This window comes from Bdellovibrio bacteriovorus, assembly GCF_002208115.1.
Lineage (GTDB): Bacteria > Bdellovibrionota > Bdellovibrionia > Bdellovibrionales > Bdellovibrionaceae > Bdellovibrio > Bdellovibrio bacteriovorus_C.
Window position 1 is genome coordinate 348,174 of sequence record NZ_CP020946.1, and the last position, 15,687, is coordinate 363,860.

A 15,687-nucleotide genomic window follows, 5' to 3' on the forward strand; every position below is an offset into this window, starting at 1 on the left:
AACCAGTCATCAGATGAAAAACAGCAGCAGTGACTTGAGTCCCAGCGACTATTCTGTGCGCCCCTTGCTGGCTTCCGGAATTTATCCGATGGAGTGGGGGACCGGAGCTGTGTTTGTGGCAAGCCCGATGATGTTGAGCCTGGATGGTTTGTTGAATACGCAGGGTGGTTCCTACAATTCGTCCACACTGACCAGTTTGGACAGTCAGCTTTTGAAGGTCGGGGCCGCATTTGGCGCAGCCATCAACGACAGCATTTCATGGGGGATTTCTTCTGGCTTGCAGCTAGGGGACTCCAGAACTCACAGTTACAATAAGGTAAGTACGGGGGGAAATCTTTATGCCACCATATTTACCGAGACGGAAAACAAAAATAAAGGCCTCTTCATTTTGCCGGGGATCCAGATAAAGCCTGTGGCGAACTGGACGCTGGGTTTATCTGCTCAGTTCATACCTGTGATGCTGGAATCAAAGGCGGTGGATTATACGGCTGTTCACTATGTGGCGACTCCGAACACGGTGAATGAAGAGACGGTTTCTTATGAGCCGGTGAAGCAGTCCCCTTACTATCTGCGTTTGGCCAATGGCTTTAATCTGCTTGCTGGGAATGACGTGTTTGTTGATGTGACTTATACTTCCGAATCCTCGTTGAGGGACGCAGAGGGAGTTGTCGAGAATGAAGAGTCGTTCGTTGTCTATTCTGTTGGCTGGAGAAACAAAAGTTTTGAAAGCTGGCAGCCTATGGCGGGTTACAGTCATACTTCAATCAACAACAGTACAAATCATCTGACCAGTGCCGGAGTTGCGATTGTGCGTGGCCGAAGTGAGCTGATTCTGGGTGGCTATTACATGGCTTCGGTACCGAACGAGGATAATGTATTTGAGTATTCGAGCTACGGATTTATGTTCTCAAGCAACGTAGCTTACTAAAGAATCCACATCAGTTCGCGAAGCATGCCGATGGCGATGATGATTCCCAGTGTTTGTAAGACCAACACTATGTAGAACCAGGCAGGTTGTTTTTTCGATGGTGCTTTCGACATCAGCCCTCTTCATAATCCTCATCGGGTTTAGTTCAGAATGTGTAAACCAGATGAGGTTGAGATTTCATCACTGTAATCCCTCTGTGAACATCGCCTTTATGTCTGATCCAGCCCCTGGGTTGGGGGCGTAAAATTGATCTAAGTGTTTGATATACCTAAATTTATTCATGCTTGAATAATGCTTAATTTGGGGCTACTGTCAGCGCATCGTATATAAGTTGTAGGAGGAGCCATGGCTCAAGTTACCGAGAAAAATCCGGTGGGTCTGAACGGGGTCGATTTTATCGAATACTCCGGTCCTGATGCCCACTTTTTCGAACAAGTGTTCAAGCGCTATGCTTTTAAAGAAGTTGGCCAAGTTCATGGCAAAAACATCAAGCTTTTCCGTCAAGGCGACATCAATTTTATCCTGAACTGCGAACCTCAGACATTCGCTACGGACTTTGCAAAACTTCACGGGCCGTGCGTGAATGCAACCGGCTTCCGTGTTTTTGATGCGGATCAGGCCTTCAAAACGGCTGTGGCTCGCGGTGCGCGCCCCTACGACGGCAACGAACACCAAAAAGGCGCGACTCCTTTCCCGGCAATCTACGGCATTGGTGACTCTTTGATCTATTTCATGGATCAGAAGAACCAGGACAAGCTTTACAATGAAATTTTCCAGGTGAAACCTGAAGACAAAGCGCCCGTGGGCGTGGGTTTCACAGTTGTCGATCACTTCACCAACAACGTACCAAAAGGTGAAATGGACAAATGGCAGCGTTTCTATGAAGACGTTTTCGGCTTCTATGAGGCGAAATTCTTCGATATCCGCGGCAGCAAGACGGGCCTTCTGTCCCGTGCGATGAGATCTCCGTGCGGCAAATTCTCTGTGCCTATCAATGAGCCGACTGAAGAAAAATCCCAGATTCAGGAATACCTGGATGAATATAAAGGTTCCGGCATTCAGCACATCGCTTTGCTGACCAATGATATCAATTATTCTTTGGAGTCTTTGAAGAGCAGCGACATTCAGTTCCTGACGCCGCCTCCGCACACGTACTATGAAATGATTCCTGAGCGTGTACCGGGTGTGACGGAAGATATCAGCCGTCTTGAAAAGAATGCGATCCTGGTGGATGGCGACAAAACAGGAAAATATCTGTTGCAGATCTTCACGAAAAACACTTTCGGTCCGATCTTCTATGAACTGATTCAGCGTAAAGGCCACGATGGTTTCGGCGACGGAAACTTCCAGGCTTTGTTCGATGCTATCGAGCGCGATCAGCGTGACCGCGGTTATTTGACATAGGTGATTTGATGGAACTGATTCGTTCTTTGTCCCTGCCTGCCATTGGAACCAAGCTCACGGCTGAAGAAGCCATGAGCCTTGCCATCAGCGAGGCCTATAAGGGAGCAACGCGAGTCAGTCCCAACCCGCTGGTGGGTGCGGTGGTTCTGGATGCTCAAGGAGGATTTTTATCCGCCGGTCATCATGAATTTTACGGCGGCCCCCATGCGGAAGTGAATGCTCTGAAAAATCTTTCGCCGGAACAGCTTAAAGGCGCTCATGCCTTTGTTACGCTGGAGCCTTGTGCGCACGAAGGGAAAACCCCTTCCTGCGCCAAGATGATGGCAAAACTTCCACTGAAAAAAGTGACCTTTGGTTTGATCGATCCCAACCCGCTGGTGGCGGGGCAGGGCGCGGAAATTCTGCGCCAGGCGGGGATTGAAGCCGAGGTGTTTTCTTCGCCTCATCCGGCCCTGGATGCGAAAATCAAAACAGAGCTTGAAGAAGTCTGCGAAGCGTTCCTGTGGAACTTCCGCAAAAAGAAAGTCTTCGTTTCTTTGAAGATGGCTTCCAGCCTTGACGGGCAGGTGGCGCTTCGTTCGGGTGAAAGCCAGTGGATCACCGGTCCTGAATCCCGGGAATACGTTCACTACATCCGCGCCTGCCATGATGGAATCCTGGTGGGTAAAGGCACCATTGATTTTGATAATCCGTCTTTGAACATTCGTCACCCGCAGATCACGAAAAAGAACAAGGTCATCGTGGTCGATGGGGAAGCTGAGCTGCTGCCGAAATTCACCAATCTGAAACTTTCCGAAGTGCATGCCTCTGAGGATGTGATCTGGTGTGTGGCCGAAGAGCTGCGTGAAAAGGTTGAAAAACTGCGCGGCACTTTGGCGAAATCCCCGGACGTGGTTTACGTAAAAACCCGCGTGGGTGGCGATCTGGATCTGGAAGACCTTTTGGCGCAGCTTTATAAAAAAGGTCTTCGATCGGTGATGGTTGAAGGGGGCGCATTCACGGCCAGCTCCTTTGTTAGTTACCACCTTGTAAATCGACTTTATATGTTCCAGGCTCCTATCATCATGGGCTCTGGAGGCTCTCGGTCCTGGACGGAAAGCGTTCGTATTTCCACCATGACGGATAAGATCCACTTGAAGAACCCTCGTTATCTGACTTTCGGTAACGATTTCATGATCACGGGGACCTTATAGGTACAGCTTACTTTTCAAAGGCAGGGGTGCTAAAACCCTCCCTTTGCTTGAAGCAGTATTGATGGAGGCCGAAGTGACCGAACAAAACACACAGAAACTGGACTATCGTTGGGTTCGATCCGATAAAGGCGCCTTGGCTGGCGTTTGTAAGGGTTTGGGCGACGCTTTGGGTATCGAAACTTGGATACTGCGCGTCATTTGGCTGGTTGCGGTTCTCTGGTTTGGCAGTGGGATCGTGTTTTATTTGATCCTGGCAGTTTGCTTGCCCCGTGTCGACAGACTGGACCAAGCTCTAGATAGAAAGCTTCTTGGCGTGTGTGCTAGAATAGCTAAACGGTACCACATCGAGGTGGGAGTAGTAAGAACGGGATTTGTTCTGTTCTCGCTGGTCACTTTCGGTGCTGCGATCCTGGGTTACGGCCTTTGTTACTTTCTTATTCCCAAGGCTGACGAACCCGCAAGTCGCTCAAAGAGCGCAGGAGTATTTTAATATTTATGGGTGATGACAGTAGTAGGTCGATCGTAAAATCCCTGAAAAACGAATGGTCTTTGTTTTTGGAAGCTTTCCAGGGCGAAGACGCTGATGAAACTAAACCGTCGCAAGACGCCTTTGCCACGGGCCAACTGGAAGTTCTGGATCTGGAGCAGATCCGCGAAATGACCAAGGCTCTGGTCGAGGACCGCAAAAAGCTCAATCAAAAATTGGAGTCCCTGTCCAAAGAGATCGACCTGAATTCGGCGAAGCTGGAAAGCCTGCGCCTGGTTGGTGGTGAAGAGGACGAAACCATGTCCCGTATCAACGAACTGCATGATCTGGGTCAGAGCATGGCGCAAGCACTGCAGAAACTAGACAAGCAGCTTCGTAGTATCCGTGAACAGGAAGACAAACTGAATGAGGAGCTTCTGACATCCTAATGGGATGGTGGTTGCTTCTTCCTTTTATCGCTTCGGCTGACTTTGCCTTCACCGGCAAAGTCGTGAGCCTGCAAAAAAATCCCCTGAAAAACAACTATCTGGTGCGTATGGAAAGTGTCGATAATCCCTTGGAGGTCGACAAGGGCCCAGAGTACCTGTGTCTGCATAAGGCCATGAAGTCGCAAGACCCGGTGCTGTTCACCTTTGATGCGCGTCTTTTTAAAATTCGCACCTGCAAGCTTTGATCGTTTTCGTCTGCTATCTTTGCACTGTGCCGGCGTGACTGATCAGCAGTTTGCCGGTTCGTCCAAGGCAGTACAGGTCCGTCGACAAACCGTTTTTGACGGTCTCAGTTTTCATAATCATAAAATTATGCTTCCAGGTGTGAGTCAGTCTTCGCGGGTTTCGCATGTACCAGGCCGTGGGATAATTAATACTGTGCATGGCGCTGGAGGTGAATTCAAAGGTTCGATACCCCAGAAGCTGAGGTTCAATTTTTAAAACTTCACTGAAGTGCACATCCCCTGAGGCAAAGACCACGGGGGCTTCCAACCGGCGAAGTTTTCCGGTCAGATCAGAAAGGTTGCGCATGTATTCTTTCTGAAACGAATCGTTGCCGATATAGGATGAAAAATACTGACTGCCGTTCATCAGCCAGGAAGGTTTGTCATTCTCACCTAAAGTTTCAAGCAGCCATTCCTGCTGATCCGATCCCCACATCATGCCGCCGGTTCGGGGTTCATCGCGGAAGAAGCGGTCATCCATAAGAAAGAATCTTTGTCCAAATCCGGTCAGCACCGAACCGACCCCATGACCCTTGCGATAGCCAGCGACAGGTGTAGAGCCGAAGAAGCATTCAAAGATCCGTCGGGAGACATGCTTCATGGCATAGTGGCGATTTTCATTGTTTCGGCCATAGTCATGATCATCCCAGGTGGCCAAGGTTGGAATCAGCCGCGGTTGTCGGAAATGCGCCAGAGTCGTGCGCGTTTCGCAGTGGCGGCGCCACAGGTCTTTTTCCGTCCCGTCACTGCCCAGGTCGCAGTACACCGAGTCCCCCAGCACAAACACCAGTTCGGGAAGTTCGGCAAACATCCGGTCCCACATATTGCTGTTCTGGCTGTGATAGATGTCACAGGAACAACTGATCATTGCAAAGCGCAGATTTGTCTTTCGATTTAAAGGTAAACTTTTAAAGATCCGTTCGTCCAACACAGTGCCGCGGTCCTTATCGATGACCTGCAGGCGGTACAATTGGTCGGCCTGCAGTTTTTCCGCGATCAGCTTGTCGATGCCGTATCCGGAATGCTTGCGGTGCTCTTCATCCCATTTACGCACGGGAAGATCGCGCCCTTGCGAGTCTTTCACTCGGTAAGCGTAAGGATTTTTTCCTTCCGTCAGGATGGTGAACTGAGCCGAGATTTCGTTGGTCATGTTCTGGCAGATGGGAATTCGGCCGGTGTAAAGATCGGATTGATATTCATTGCCCGCCAGCGCAAGCCCCGCGGGGAGGCTTGTGTATATCAGCATGGATTTCGTGGCATTTTCCAGGAACTCGCGGCGTGACGTGCTCATCACATTATCATCGCGGTAAGAGTTCCTGCTTGGGGAGGCCTCTGTTCAAAAAACAGAGATGACAGATTTGTTACTAACGATCGCGGTTCTGGAATTCCTTCCATTCACGCAGTTTGCGAATGCTTTGTTGCAAAACGGTTTCCAGAATCACCAGTTCTTTTTTGGTCGGCGTGTTTTGCAAAAGCATACGACGAAGAACGGTGAAGACATTGATCTTTCTTTGGCGGGTCAGATCAAAGCCCATTTCTTCAAGCCAGGTTTTCAAAGTGGCCTCGGGATCAATGCCCTCGATGCCTTGGGGGGCGCGGCGAACTTTTCCGCCGTCCAGTTTCGTACGTTGTCCACCCCAGGTGCGGCGCAGACTGTACATGCCAAGCAGTGTGGCTTGCGCCAGATTCAAACTCCAGTTGTCACCAAATGTCGGGATGCAGGCGCAGAAGTTGGCGTGCTCAAGGTCTTCTCCGGCAAGTCCCCAGTCTTCGGGGCCGAAGACCAAGTGAACGACGTAAGGCACGTCACTTTCCACCTGGAACTGAGGGGCTTTGTCGGCGATGTCCTTAAGAACTTCATCGACATCACGCACTTGACGGCCTTTGCCATCGCGGGCGGTGAAGGCGACTTTGATGCTTTCGGGTTCTTGTTTCAGGAACTCGTCCCAGGAAGCATAAGTCGTGCGGTTTTGCAGGCCGGTTTGGCCGGTGGCCGCCGCTTGCTGGGCTTCATAGGTGATTTCGCACTTGGGATCAATCAGGATCAGCTTTTCAATCCCCATGTTGGACATAGCCCTTGAAGTGGCGCCGATGTTTCTTTCATAGATAGTGCGAACCAGAACAATACGAATCTCAAAAGGACGTTTCATTTTACAGGGCTCCAGCCAATACCAGGCCGTCAGAAATCAGGCCGTGGGTTTTTTCATCCTTCTTGGACAGAGTCGCCAGATCGTCTTCGATCTGTTTTTTTAGTTTCGATTCAGGGTGACGAGATAAAACAAGTTCCAAAGACTCCATCAGCAGCAGCCAGTCGGTCGGCATCAGGGTTTTGTGAATTGTCAGAACTTTTTCCAAAGCGTCAGTCAAGGCAGGCCCCTGAAATTTGTCTTCGCGGATCTTGCGAACCTGACCGTACAGGCTTTGTCTTTGCAGTTCTTCGTTGGAATACTTCGGGGCCGGAACACGTTTGGCCACGAAGTCAGTGGTTTCACCATAAGCTTCGCGATCTGCAGGCCCGCCAAACACTGACGGGACCGTGGATCCCACGGCCATGTCAAAGGTGCCCCACTCTGGAGCAAACAGCACGCGGCCGTTGAATTCCGCTTTGGCATCGGTCAAAGCCAGGACCAGGGTCTTTCCGTCTTTTTGCAGAACGGACTGAACCTTGCCGGTCACAACGACGCCAGAAACAAATTCAAGGCGCGTTTCTTTGCCCGCAACCACATTCAGTTCAGCCCACTGGCTGGCTGTGAATGTGGAAGGGCACTGATTTGGATACGCTTTCAGGAAGCCCACCGGAGTTCCGAATCCATGGGCATGATACTTTTGATCATGGCCGGGAAGTTCGTGATCCTGATAGGACAACTGCGAAGGCCCTTGCAAACGCAAATAAGCCAGGGCGCCGTTACTGTCGGTGATCGCTTCCACGATCTGACCGGAAATCTGCAGGCCGGAATTCAGCTCGGCCGTGTTCACGGACTGAGCTTCGATAGCTTTGTTTAAGCCCTTCAGGCCGCCGATACGGAAGGCCATCTGGTTCGCCATTTCATCCAGCACTCGCACCAAAGTTTTGAAATCCTTCGCCACGAACAATTGCGGCTGCGGTTCAGTAATGTCATAGGAAGTTTTAATGCAGTCCACAGTCAGAGGGATCTTTTTCACCTTCTGACTTAGGCACCACTTGGATTCACCGACACTGGAAAGCAAGCCCGCACCAAAGATCTTTGGATTGTCGAGCTCACCAATCAAACCGTATTCCGCCGTCCACCAGTTCATGCGGGACAGTTCAGACGCTTCTGAGATATGGCTGATGCTTTTACCAACCTTGTCCAGATGTTCTTCCGCCGCCTTGACCTGTTCAGGTGTGGAGGCCGGGTTTTCCTTGATGTCAGAAAGGTCACGGATGGCTTCGTAAAGATCCAGATCCTCTTTGCTGATGATGGCTTTCTTCGCGACCTGAGCATACTGGCGCAGGTAATCGGAAAACTCCGGATGAATTAGAATCGGGGCGTGACCCGCAGCTTCGTGAACAATGTCCGGGGCCGGGGTGTATAGCAAATGATCCAGGGTGCGCATGTCCGAAGCAATTGGCAGCACCCCAAGGGATTGCAGCTCCATGAAGGCTGCCGGCGGGATAAAGCCACTGACCGGCAATGCGCGCCAGCCGAATTCCTGGATTTTTTTACTGACGTCCTCAATGCGCGGAATGCGTTCGATATCGATGCCGGTTTTCTTCAAACCTTCGACGTAACATTCATGAGCATGTTTGGACAAAAAGGCCTTCAGTTGGCGCAAAACATAGCGCCACACAGCCTGATCAACGGGAGTGTACTTTTCGTAGTGTTGTTCTACGACGTATTTTCTTAAGTGTGGCGGTAGAAAGTCCGTCTCCATAGTGGTCTGCCTCTTACAGGTCTTTGTCGTCTTTGGACAGATAGTTCTGAATATAATCAGCGACGGCTTTTTCCAAAGGCCATTTCGCCGGGCTCATGCCCGCAGCCAGCCACTTGTCGGTTTTAGCTTCGGTGAAGTATTGATACTGGCCGCGGATGTTTTCAGGCATCTCAAGCCAGTTGATTTTCATGTCTTTCCCCATGGCCTTGAACACACCACTGGCCAGATCCAGCCACGTGCGTGGTTTTCCGAAGCCCATGTTGTAAACGCCATTCTTTGGTTTCTTGTCCATCAGCTCGGCCATCCAGCCGGTGACGTCCTTCACATAAACGAAGTCACGCATGAATTCGCCGTCTTTATAGTTCGGGTCTGCGGATTTGAACAGTCCCAACGCGCCGGTGTCCTTGATCTGATTGTAGGCTTTAAAGGCCACGCTGGACATGGCGCCTTTGTGGTATTCATTCGGACCAAAGACGTTGAAGAACTTAAGTCCATACCAGTGTGGAGGAGTTTTTGTCTGCTTCACCGCCCAGCGGTCAAATAGAACTTTGGATTCACCGTACAGATTCAGCGGACGCAGTTTTTCAGGATCGGTGGTGTCGTCAAAGCCCAGTTCACCTGCTCCGTAAGTTGCAGCACTGGAGGCATAGATCATGGATTTGCCATGTTCTGCGCACCATTCAAAGATTCTTTGTGTGTAGTAAGTGTTGTTCTCCCACAGGAACTCTTTGTTGGTTTCTGTCGTGGAAGAGCAGGCGCCCATATGGATGATCCAGGTGACTTTCTTTTTTGCTTCCTCGGTTTCAAGGAACGGCCACAAGTCATCCTTCAAAAGGAACTTGGTGATTTTTTGTTTGCGAAGAAGATTGCGTTCGGAAAGACCGACCGAGTCCACCGCGACGATATCGGTAAGACCTTTTTGGTTCAGTTCCCACACCATCACACTGCCAATAAAACCGTTTGCGCCTGTTACAATAATCATAGTGATTTTAAGGTATTACAGGGGGTCGAAAAGCTCAAGGCCGGGGGCGTTGTTCAGGGCCTGTGCGAACAGGAAATTTCTTCCAAAATGGGGGTGAAAAACGGCACCTAGAGCCGATTAATTCGATCTGGGCGGGCACGGTGGTTGCTCTCTAGGAGCGGGTCGGGAGGGCCGAAGTGCTCAGTTCACCACGTTTTTTCATAATCTCATTGATGGTTTTGGTCTTGGGGGCCAGCCTGTATCTTGTGCGTCTTTCAGGTAAAGACGTCAGCAAGGTGAAGTCCGGTGAAGACTATTGGGCCGAGACCGGCTTGGGGCCGGCAGCCCTGGAAGACCTGCTTCAGGATCAGACCTGTGGCAGTTCCGAACGCTACTTCCTGGCTTGTGCCAATGCCATTCTGACAGTTGCCAATCGCTACAATCTGAGCCTGAATTTGCAAGGGGAGCTGGTCCCAGTTCACGAAGCCTTGTCTGCCGACATGAGCTCTGAGAAAAAACAGTTGGAACCGTGGAAAGAATATTTCACTTCACACACTGCCAAAGCCACACAGATCTCTTTCCTGAAAGCATGGGAACAACTGAAGGCTGAATATATCAAACCCAAACAAAGCTCCATGATGGTGGGCCTGGGGTTGAATGGTTTTATCTCGGTCTTCCGTGATCCACACACTTACTTTATGCCGGTCAATCAGTTCCAGGAAGTGATCTCCAGAGCCGACAGTCGTTCGGTCACTTTGGGAATCACGTTGGGCAGCCACAAAGGCCAGTACGTTGTGCGCAAGCTGACCGAAGGCAGTCCCGCGAAAGCTTCCGGCATTCAAAAAGGGGATGTGCTGATTTCCATCAACGGCACCCCTGTTAAAGGTCTGATGCAGCCGCGCGTTTCTGAATTGTTGAAAGGTGAAGTCGGCGATGTGGTTCGCATCCGTGTTGAGCGTGATGGCGAAACCTTGAAGTTCCGCCTGCGCCGCCAGGAAATCACTGTGGCCACGGTTTCCACCCGAGTGATCGAAGGCATCAAGCCTATTGCGGTGATTGGTATCAACAAGTTTGCCCGTGGCGCCTGTGAAAAGGTGAAAGAGTCGCTTGAGATCGTCAAACGTTCCCACGTGCGTGGTTTGTTATTGGATTTGCGTGACAATCCAGGCGGTCAGATGGAAGAAGCCGCTTGTATTGCGAGTCTTTTTGTAGGACCTGAAAATAAGATCTTCGAAGTTCGTTATCTGGATCCAAGCAAAAAGGCTGAAGTCTTCTATGGTGGCGAGGAAAAGCATTTTGATATGCCAATGGCTGTACTGGTGAATGCAGCCTCTGCCAGTGCTTCTGAAATCGTGGCCGGGGCTTTGCGTGACCTCAATCGCGCCGTGCTGGTGGGTGAAAGAACTTTCGGAAAAGGTTCTTTCCAAGAGGGTGAATACTGGTCCCAGAACAAGAAGATCGCTTTGTTTGAAACCAAAGGCTTCTACTACCTGCCATCGGGCCGCTCCCCACAGATGAAGGGGCTGGAGCCGGATGTGGCGGTGAATTTTGAAGAGATCTCTGTCGTGCGCGAGGCGGAGCAGTTCATCAATCCGCTGCGGGCACCGGAACGTCAGGTGCGTGCGATGGCGCAATCCATGTCCAGCAGTGAATGTCTGGACTTGGAAGACGGTTCTCCTTCTGATGATTTACAACTGACAAAAGCTCGTCAGGTTCTTTTCTGTACAAAGGCTGTGGCGAGGGCGGGGCTATGATTACGACGACACTTTTTAAACACAAATTTATTCCGGCAAAAAGAAAATCCGAGTACCTGATGATCGTGCTGCACGGTCGTGGTGACAGTATCAAGCCGTTCTTTTCATTTGATGAAGAACTAAATCTGCCTGAAATGAATTATCTGCTGCTGAATGCGCCCCGCAAGTTTCTGGATGGCTACACCTGGTATGGAGAACCTCCGTATCAGGCCAACGGCGTGATGAAGATCCGTGAAAAGCTTTTTGATCTTTTAAACGATCTTGAAAATCAGGGTTGGGACAGTGAAAAGATCTTCCTGTTTGGCTTTTCGCAAGGCTGCCTGATCAGTGCGGATGTTGGTTTGAACTATCCCAAGAAGCTGGCCGGTGTGGTCGGTATCAGCGGCTATTTCAACTTCTATCCCCGTTGGAGAAACAATCTTTCGTTGGATGCGAAGAAAACCCCGTGGCTTTTCACCCACGGTCACCAGGATGATATTCTGCCTCTGGAAGAGACCAAGTACGGTGTCGACAAACTGAAGGACGCGGGTCTGAAAGTGGAGTGGGTTGAAATGGACAAAGACCATTCCCTGAAAGATGAAGAGTATCCCATTATAAGACGCTGGGTTCGCGACCAGCTTTCTGATTTAAGAAAAAATTGAACAACATGACGGCCATCATGCAGAAGTAAATCCACCCCACCGAGAAGTTGGATGTAACCAACAACTTCTCGAGGTGAAAGATGGCTGAATCATTCTTTAAATGGGACCAGGAGCGACTAACCACACATGTGGACGCCATGGACCATGAACATCAAAAACTAATCCAAATCATGAACCGTCTGTATGAGCGTAACGAAGCCAAGGCCTCCAAGGCCGAACTTACGTCCATCGTGCGTGAACTGGCCAGTTGGACCGTGACTCACTTTGACCACGAGGAAAAGTTCTTCGACACCCTGGCGTATTCACAGGCCGCCGTTCACAAGAAGATCCACCGGGATCTGATCGAGCGTCTGAAGGGGCACCAGGCAGAATTTGAAAAAACCGGGGTGCTGACACCAGCCTTCTTCCAGTTCCTGAAAACCTGGCTGACCGCGCACATTATGGGGATTGACACCAAGTACGGTGAAATCGCCGCCAAGAAGTCGGCTTAAAAGGCAGAAAACAAAAAGGCACCCGGTGGGTGCCTTTTTGTTTTAGATGGATTCCTTGTGTTCTTCCACCAGACTGAGCAGCCGGGCATAAAGATCCATTTTGACCGCCGGGGTCTGTTGCAGTTCCTTATAGAAACGGCCTGTTGGAATTTCCGGCATTCCGTTTTGTTCAAAGACCAGCTTGTCGATGATCTTCTGGATCTGCTCCATGCTCAGGCCCTTTTTCTTTTCGGTGATGATTTCTTCAACCATCTCGATCAGGGCGTTGCCGGTGATGCGTTTTTCTGAATTCAGCTTTTCAGCGCGGTCAGAAATGCCTTTAAGAATATGCTCGGGCTTGTTTTTACCAGCCGCCGTCTGAACCAGCTCGCGGTACAGGGACTGGAAGTTTTCAATATGACGACGCTGCTTTTCACCCATGCGGGCATCACGGTTCTTGGCAAAACCGGACAGCACCGTCTTAAAGAAATTGTTTTCAGTCATCCAGCGTTTTTCAAAAGGCAGCGGACTGTCCTGAAGGAACTTTGGATAGTCCCTCATGATCGTGCGCATATTGTACAGCGCGGGGTGATTTACTCCGTCAGCGACTTTTTCGGTATTGCCGCTGACTTTGCACCTTTCAAAGAATGAATACTCTTTGTCAAAGCGGGCAAACAGACCGTCTTTGGCCAAAATATGACTGCGCTGGGTTTCATTAAAGCCCATGCGATAAAGAAGTCTTTCGGCGCGTTTGTTATCAAAGACCTTGTTGAAGTTCTGCACCGCCGGGTGGTGGGCAAATTCACGCAAAGGCTTTTTCTTTTTGGTTTTAAGGTAATCCACCATTTGCGCAAAGACCTGCACAATCAGACGGGCTTTTTGTTTTTGCTCGTTCAGATTGGTCGAGAATCTTTCCACGTCATCATAGCGGTATTTGTCATGGCGAATACCAAACTGACGAACACTGCCATAATCAATGATGCCGGCATCAGCCAGAACGTTGTCACCGTCCCAGTCAAGCCACGCAAAGATATAGTCCGTATCCAGCAGGGCGGTGAATTCACCGAAGGCCTTGGATACTTCATGCAGCATTTCATCGTATTTGGCGCTGCCTTTGGGTTTAATATCCCAGGCTTTGTTCATCACCTGACGGTCAATCAGATAGTCTGTGGCAGATTTCAGGTTATCCAGACGCTCTTGCTTCAGATAAAGGAACAAGTGGGCCGGACGGATCAGGTTTTGAGCCGCACGAACGCCAATGCCGTAACCTTTGCCCAGATCAATCACACACAAAACACGTTCAGTGCGCACGCCTTGCAGGTGCATCACTTCAGCCAGAATCGAAGCGCCCAGCAGTTCATCAATTTCAGCCAGACCGCAGCCATAGCCAAATTCAGTGCCGCCGGTTTTTAGTGGCTTTTGCGCCGCCACGGCGCCTGGAGCAAGGCACGTCACACCCGTGCCGCGGCTGGAAACATCCCAGGTCGTACCGCGATGGTAAACAGTGCCGTTCCAGATGCCACGCCCGTCGCCCGAGGTTTTGCCCTGTTTGTTCGAGTGTTGCAGTTGCAGATAGCGGGTGGCCATGTATTCGTGGGGACGGATGGTGTCAGGATCAATGCGACGGTGAGTGAGTTCGTCGTATTCGTTGATGATTTGCAGAGAGAAAGTCTCAATCAGTTTTTCCTGAAGATCATCCGTCATTTGATGAGGATGGTCGGAAGGGATCAGTCCCATTTCTTTGGCGAGAATGAAATTGAAATAGGCGACTTTGCCAGTTTGCAGTTCACGCACTTTATAAGATACAAAGCCGTCTTTTACTGCTTCCATCCAAGGATGCACGCCGTTGAGCTGATCAAAGGACGAATAAAAGTTCGTCACTTGTTGTAACTTTCTCGCGCCGCTATGTTTCATCGTCATGAGATTCCACACTCCTTGTAGAAAAATGAGACACTCTTCATATCGGCAAGCCAGGCCTGCACTTTAATATTAAGCCCTAAAAAAGTTATTCCGAATACTAGACTGGACATAATAAGGGGACTTCATGAAGACATCTGGCTTTTTACTTCTAGTGCTGATCTCAACGACCTCCTTTGCCCTGAAGCGCGACCCGCCGGGAAAGCTGCTGCGACCGCAGTTTTCAGCTTCGCAACCTTGCGAGAACCGTCCCGACTTCCTGACTGAGATCCGCAGTGAGTTCGTCGGTTCCCTGAAGCACCTGCCAGAAACGGTTTTGGTGGCCCGGGATGTGGAATATTATGTGGAAGGCAAGGCTGACGCGGAAAATCTGCGCATGCATGGTTACCAGTCCTTTATGAAAGCTCCCGCAACGCCAGCCAAAGTCCTTTGTGGCAGCACCGCTCAGGACCTTAGCCAGAGGTTTTCTTTGATGGCTCCCACTTTGATCGACACTCACAAGGAAAACCGCGTGGGACAAAGCTTGTGGCAGTTTCAGTTGCTGACGGACTCTCAGCGTTTTTCATTCTGGAATTTGAAGACTGCGGGCCTGCGCGGGGGTGAAAGCCTGGAGGACTGGATCAAAAGCAGCGGAGCTCAGTATAAGATCTATCAAAAGACCCACACCGAGTATGAGTTGATGCTGATTAAAACTGAGGGCAACGTGACTCAGTATCTGTCCGTTCGCTATGACTCGGTTCCGAATCTGAAATAGCGCTGGCCTTTGGTGGGGGATTAAAGGCGACGACGGAAGTAGCCTGGATATTCCAGCACTAGACAGTCTTTATCCACTGTGAGGTCCGCGCTGAAGTGGACCTCTTTTGTTTTGGCATCGATGGATTCAAAGCGATAGATGCTTTGTTCCGGTGTGTTCTTCAGTTCGGTATATCGCTGGCTGGCTTTTTTGGTTTTAAACTGCAAAGCATCAACCCAGGTCACTTCAATTTCATAGACTTGCAAAAACTGCGAGCGCATCCATTGAATTGGCAGGGTGTTGGTGAATGGAGACGGAAAAATATCCACAAACAGGGAATCAATCAGGTCCGAAACGCCGACCTTTTGGTTCGGATGGGTTAACGACTGCACGTGAAAGTTCTGTACGCTGTAGGAATCATCCATGGTGATGCTGTACTTGATGCGCTGAAGTTTTCCGGCTGAATCAGGGTAAACCAGCAGGGAGTCAGCGAAGATGTTATCTCCGGCTGTTTTCAGCACCAGATGTTCAAACCCGACTCCCTTCAGGGATTCCCATACAACGTCCTGCACTTGCATACCCACCACCTCGTA

The 15,687-nt window shown here is 50.2% G+C and carries 16 protein-coding genes; 10 read left to right on the plus strand and 6 right to left on the minus strand.

All coding sequences use genetic code 11. The features are described 5' to 3' along the window. Positions 1–13: 13 nt before the first annotated feature. From B9G79_RS01775 to B9G79_RS01800, 6 genes are all read left to right on the plus strand, one after another. Positions 14–928 carry a hypothetical protein gene (locus B9G79_RS01775; protein ID WP_232468985.1) on the plus strand — a complete coding sequence of 305 codons (915 nt, stop codon included), beginning with the start codon at positions 14–16 and terminating at the stop codon, positions 926–928. Positions 929–1,273: 345 nt separating this feature from the next. After that, positions 1,274–2,332 carry a 4-hydroxyphenylpyruvate dioxygenase gene (hppD, locus tag B9G79_RS01780; RefSeq protein WP_088564028.1) on the plus strand — a complete coding sequence of 353 codons (1,059 nt, stop codon included), beginning with the start codon at positions 1,274–1,276 and terminating at the stop codon, positions 2,330–2,332. An 8-nt stretch (positions 2,333–2,340) separates the two neighbouring features. Then, positions 2,341–3,525 (plus strand): bifunctional diaminohydroxyphosphoribosylaminopyrimidine deaminase/5-amino-6-(5-phosphoribosylamino)uracil reductase RibD, encoded by a 1,185-nt coding sequence (ribD, locus tag B9G79_RS01785; RefSeq protein WP_088564029.1) that lies wholly within the window; start codon positions 2,341–2,343, stop codon positions 3,523–3,525. A gap of 43 nt (positions 3,526–3,568) precedes the next feature. Beyond that, positions 3,569–4,015: a PspC domain-containing protein gene (locus B9G79_RS18125; RefSeq protein ID WP_157678706.1), complete on the plus strand. Its 447-nt coding sequence runs from the start codon at positions 3,569–3,571 to the stop codon at positions 4,013–4,015. 5 nt (positions 4,016–4,020) lie between these two features. Continuing rightward, the gene (locus B9G79_RS01795) at positions 4,021–4,440 is read left to right on the plus strand and encodes a hypothetical protein (RefSeq protein WP_088564030.1); all 420 of its coding nucleotides are present in this window, start codon (positions 4,021–4,023) and stop codon (positions 4,438–4,440) included. Next, entirely contained in the window at positions 4,440–4,685 is a 246-nt protein-coding gene (locus B9G79_RS01800; protein WP_088564031.1) for a hypothetical protein, read from the plus strand. Before B9G79_RS01795 ends, B9G79_RS01800 begins: the two co-directional genes overlap by 1 nt. 13 nt (positions 4,686–4,698) lie before the next feature. On the opposite strand, the gene B9G79_RS01805 is transcribed toward B9G79_RS01800, so the two are convergent. The 4 genes from B9G79_RS01805 to rfaD form a co-directional block, all read right to left on the minus strand. After that, entirely contained in the window at positions 4,699–6,015 is a 1,317-nt protein-coding gene (locus tag B9G79_RS01805) for an alkaline phosphatase D family protein (protein ID WP_232468987.1), read from the minus strand. A 73-nt stretch (positions 6,016–6,088) separates the two neighbouring features. Continuing rightward, positions 6,089–6,874 (minus strand): RNA methyltransferase, encoded by a 786-nt coding sequence (locus B9G79_RS01810; RefSeq protein ID WP_088564033.1) that lies wholly within the window; start codon positions 6,872–6,874, stop codon positions 6,089–6,091. A gap of 1 nt (position 6,875) precedes the next feature. Then, a complete protein-coding gene (locus tag B9G79_RS01815; protein WP_088564034.1) occupies positions 6,876–8,618 on the minus strand; it encodes an aromatic amino acid hydroxylase in 1,743 nt (580 codons plus the stop codon). Positions 8,619–8,631: 13 nt separating this feature from the next. Continuing rightward, the gene (rfaD, locus tag B9G79_RS01820; protein ID WP_088564035.1) at positions 8,632–9,600 is read right to left on the minus strand and encodes an ADP-glyceromanno-heptose 6-epimerase; all 969 of its coding nucleotides are present in this window, start codon (positions 9,598–9,600) and stop codon (positions 8,632–8,634) included. Between the two features lie 212 nt (positions 9,601–9,812). Between rfaD and B9G79_RS01825 the strand changes: the two genes are divergently transcribed. From B9G79_RS01825 to B9G79_RS01835, 3 genes are all read left to right on the plus strand, one after another. After that, the gene (locus tag B9G79_RS01825) at positions 9,813–11,333 is read left to right on the plus strand and encodes a S41 family peptidase (RefSeq protein ID WP_088564036.1); all 1,521 of its coding nucleotides are present in this window, start codon (positions 9,813–9,815) and stop codon (positions 11,331–11,333) included. Beyond that, complete coding sequence (locus B9G79_RS01830) at positions 11,330–11,974, plus strand: alpha/beta hydrolase (protein ID WP_088564037.1); 645 nt, start codon at positions 11,330–11,332, stop codon at positions 11,972–11,974. The genes B9G79_RS01825 and B9G79_RS01830 overlap by 4 nt, the downstream gene beginning before the upstream one ends. Positions 11,975–12,054: 80 nt before the next feature. Then, positions 12,055–12,465 (plus strand): bacteriohemerythrin, encoded by a 411-nt coding sequence (locus B9G79_RS01835; protein ID WP_088564038.1) that lies wholly within the window; start codon positions 12,055–12,057, stop codon positions 12,463–12,465. 42 nt (positions 12,466–12,507) lie between these two features. On the opposite strand, the gene B9G79_RS01840 is transcribed toward B9G79_RS01835, so the two are convergent. Then, the gene (locus tag B9G79_RS01840; protein WP_088564039.1) at positions 12,508–14,364 is read right to left on the minus strand and encodes a protein adenylyltransferase SelO family protein; all 1,857 of its coding nucleotides are present in this window, start codon (positions 14,362–14,364) and stop codon (positions 12,508–12,510) included. A gap of 124 nt (positions 14,365–14,488) precedes the next feature. Here B9G79_RS01840 and B9G79_RS01845 point away from each other — a divergent pair, with 124 nt between their 5' ends. After that, the gene (locus B9G79_RS01845) at positions 14,489–15,115 is read left to right on the plus strand and encodes a hypothetical protein (protein ID WP_088564040.1); all 627 of its coding nucleotides are present in this window, start codon (positions 14,489–14,491) and stop codon (positions 15,113–15,115) included. Positions 15,116–15,135: 20 nt separating this feature from the next. Here the strand turns inward: B9G79_RS01845 and B9G79_RS01850 are convergent, their stop codons facing one another. Then, a complete protein-coding gene (locus B9G79_RS01850; protein ID WP_088564041.1) occupies positions 15,136–15,672 on the minus strand; it encodes a putative glycolipid-binding domain-containing protein in 537 nt (178 codons plus the stop codon). Between the last annotated feature and the right edge of the window lie 15 nt (positions 15,673–15,687).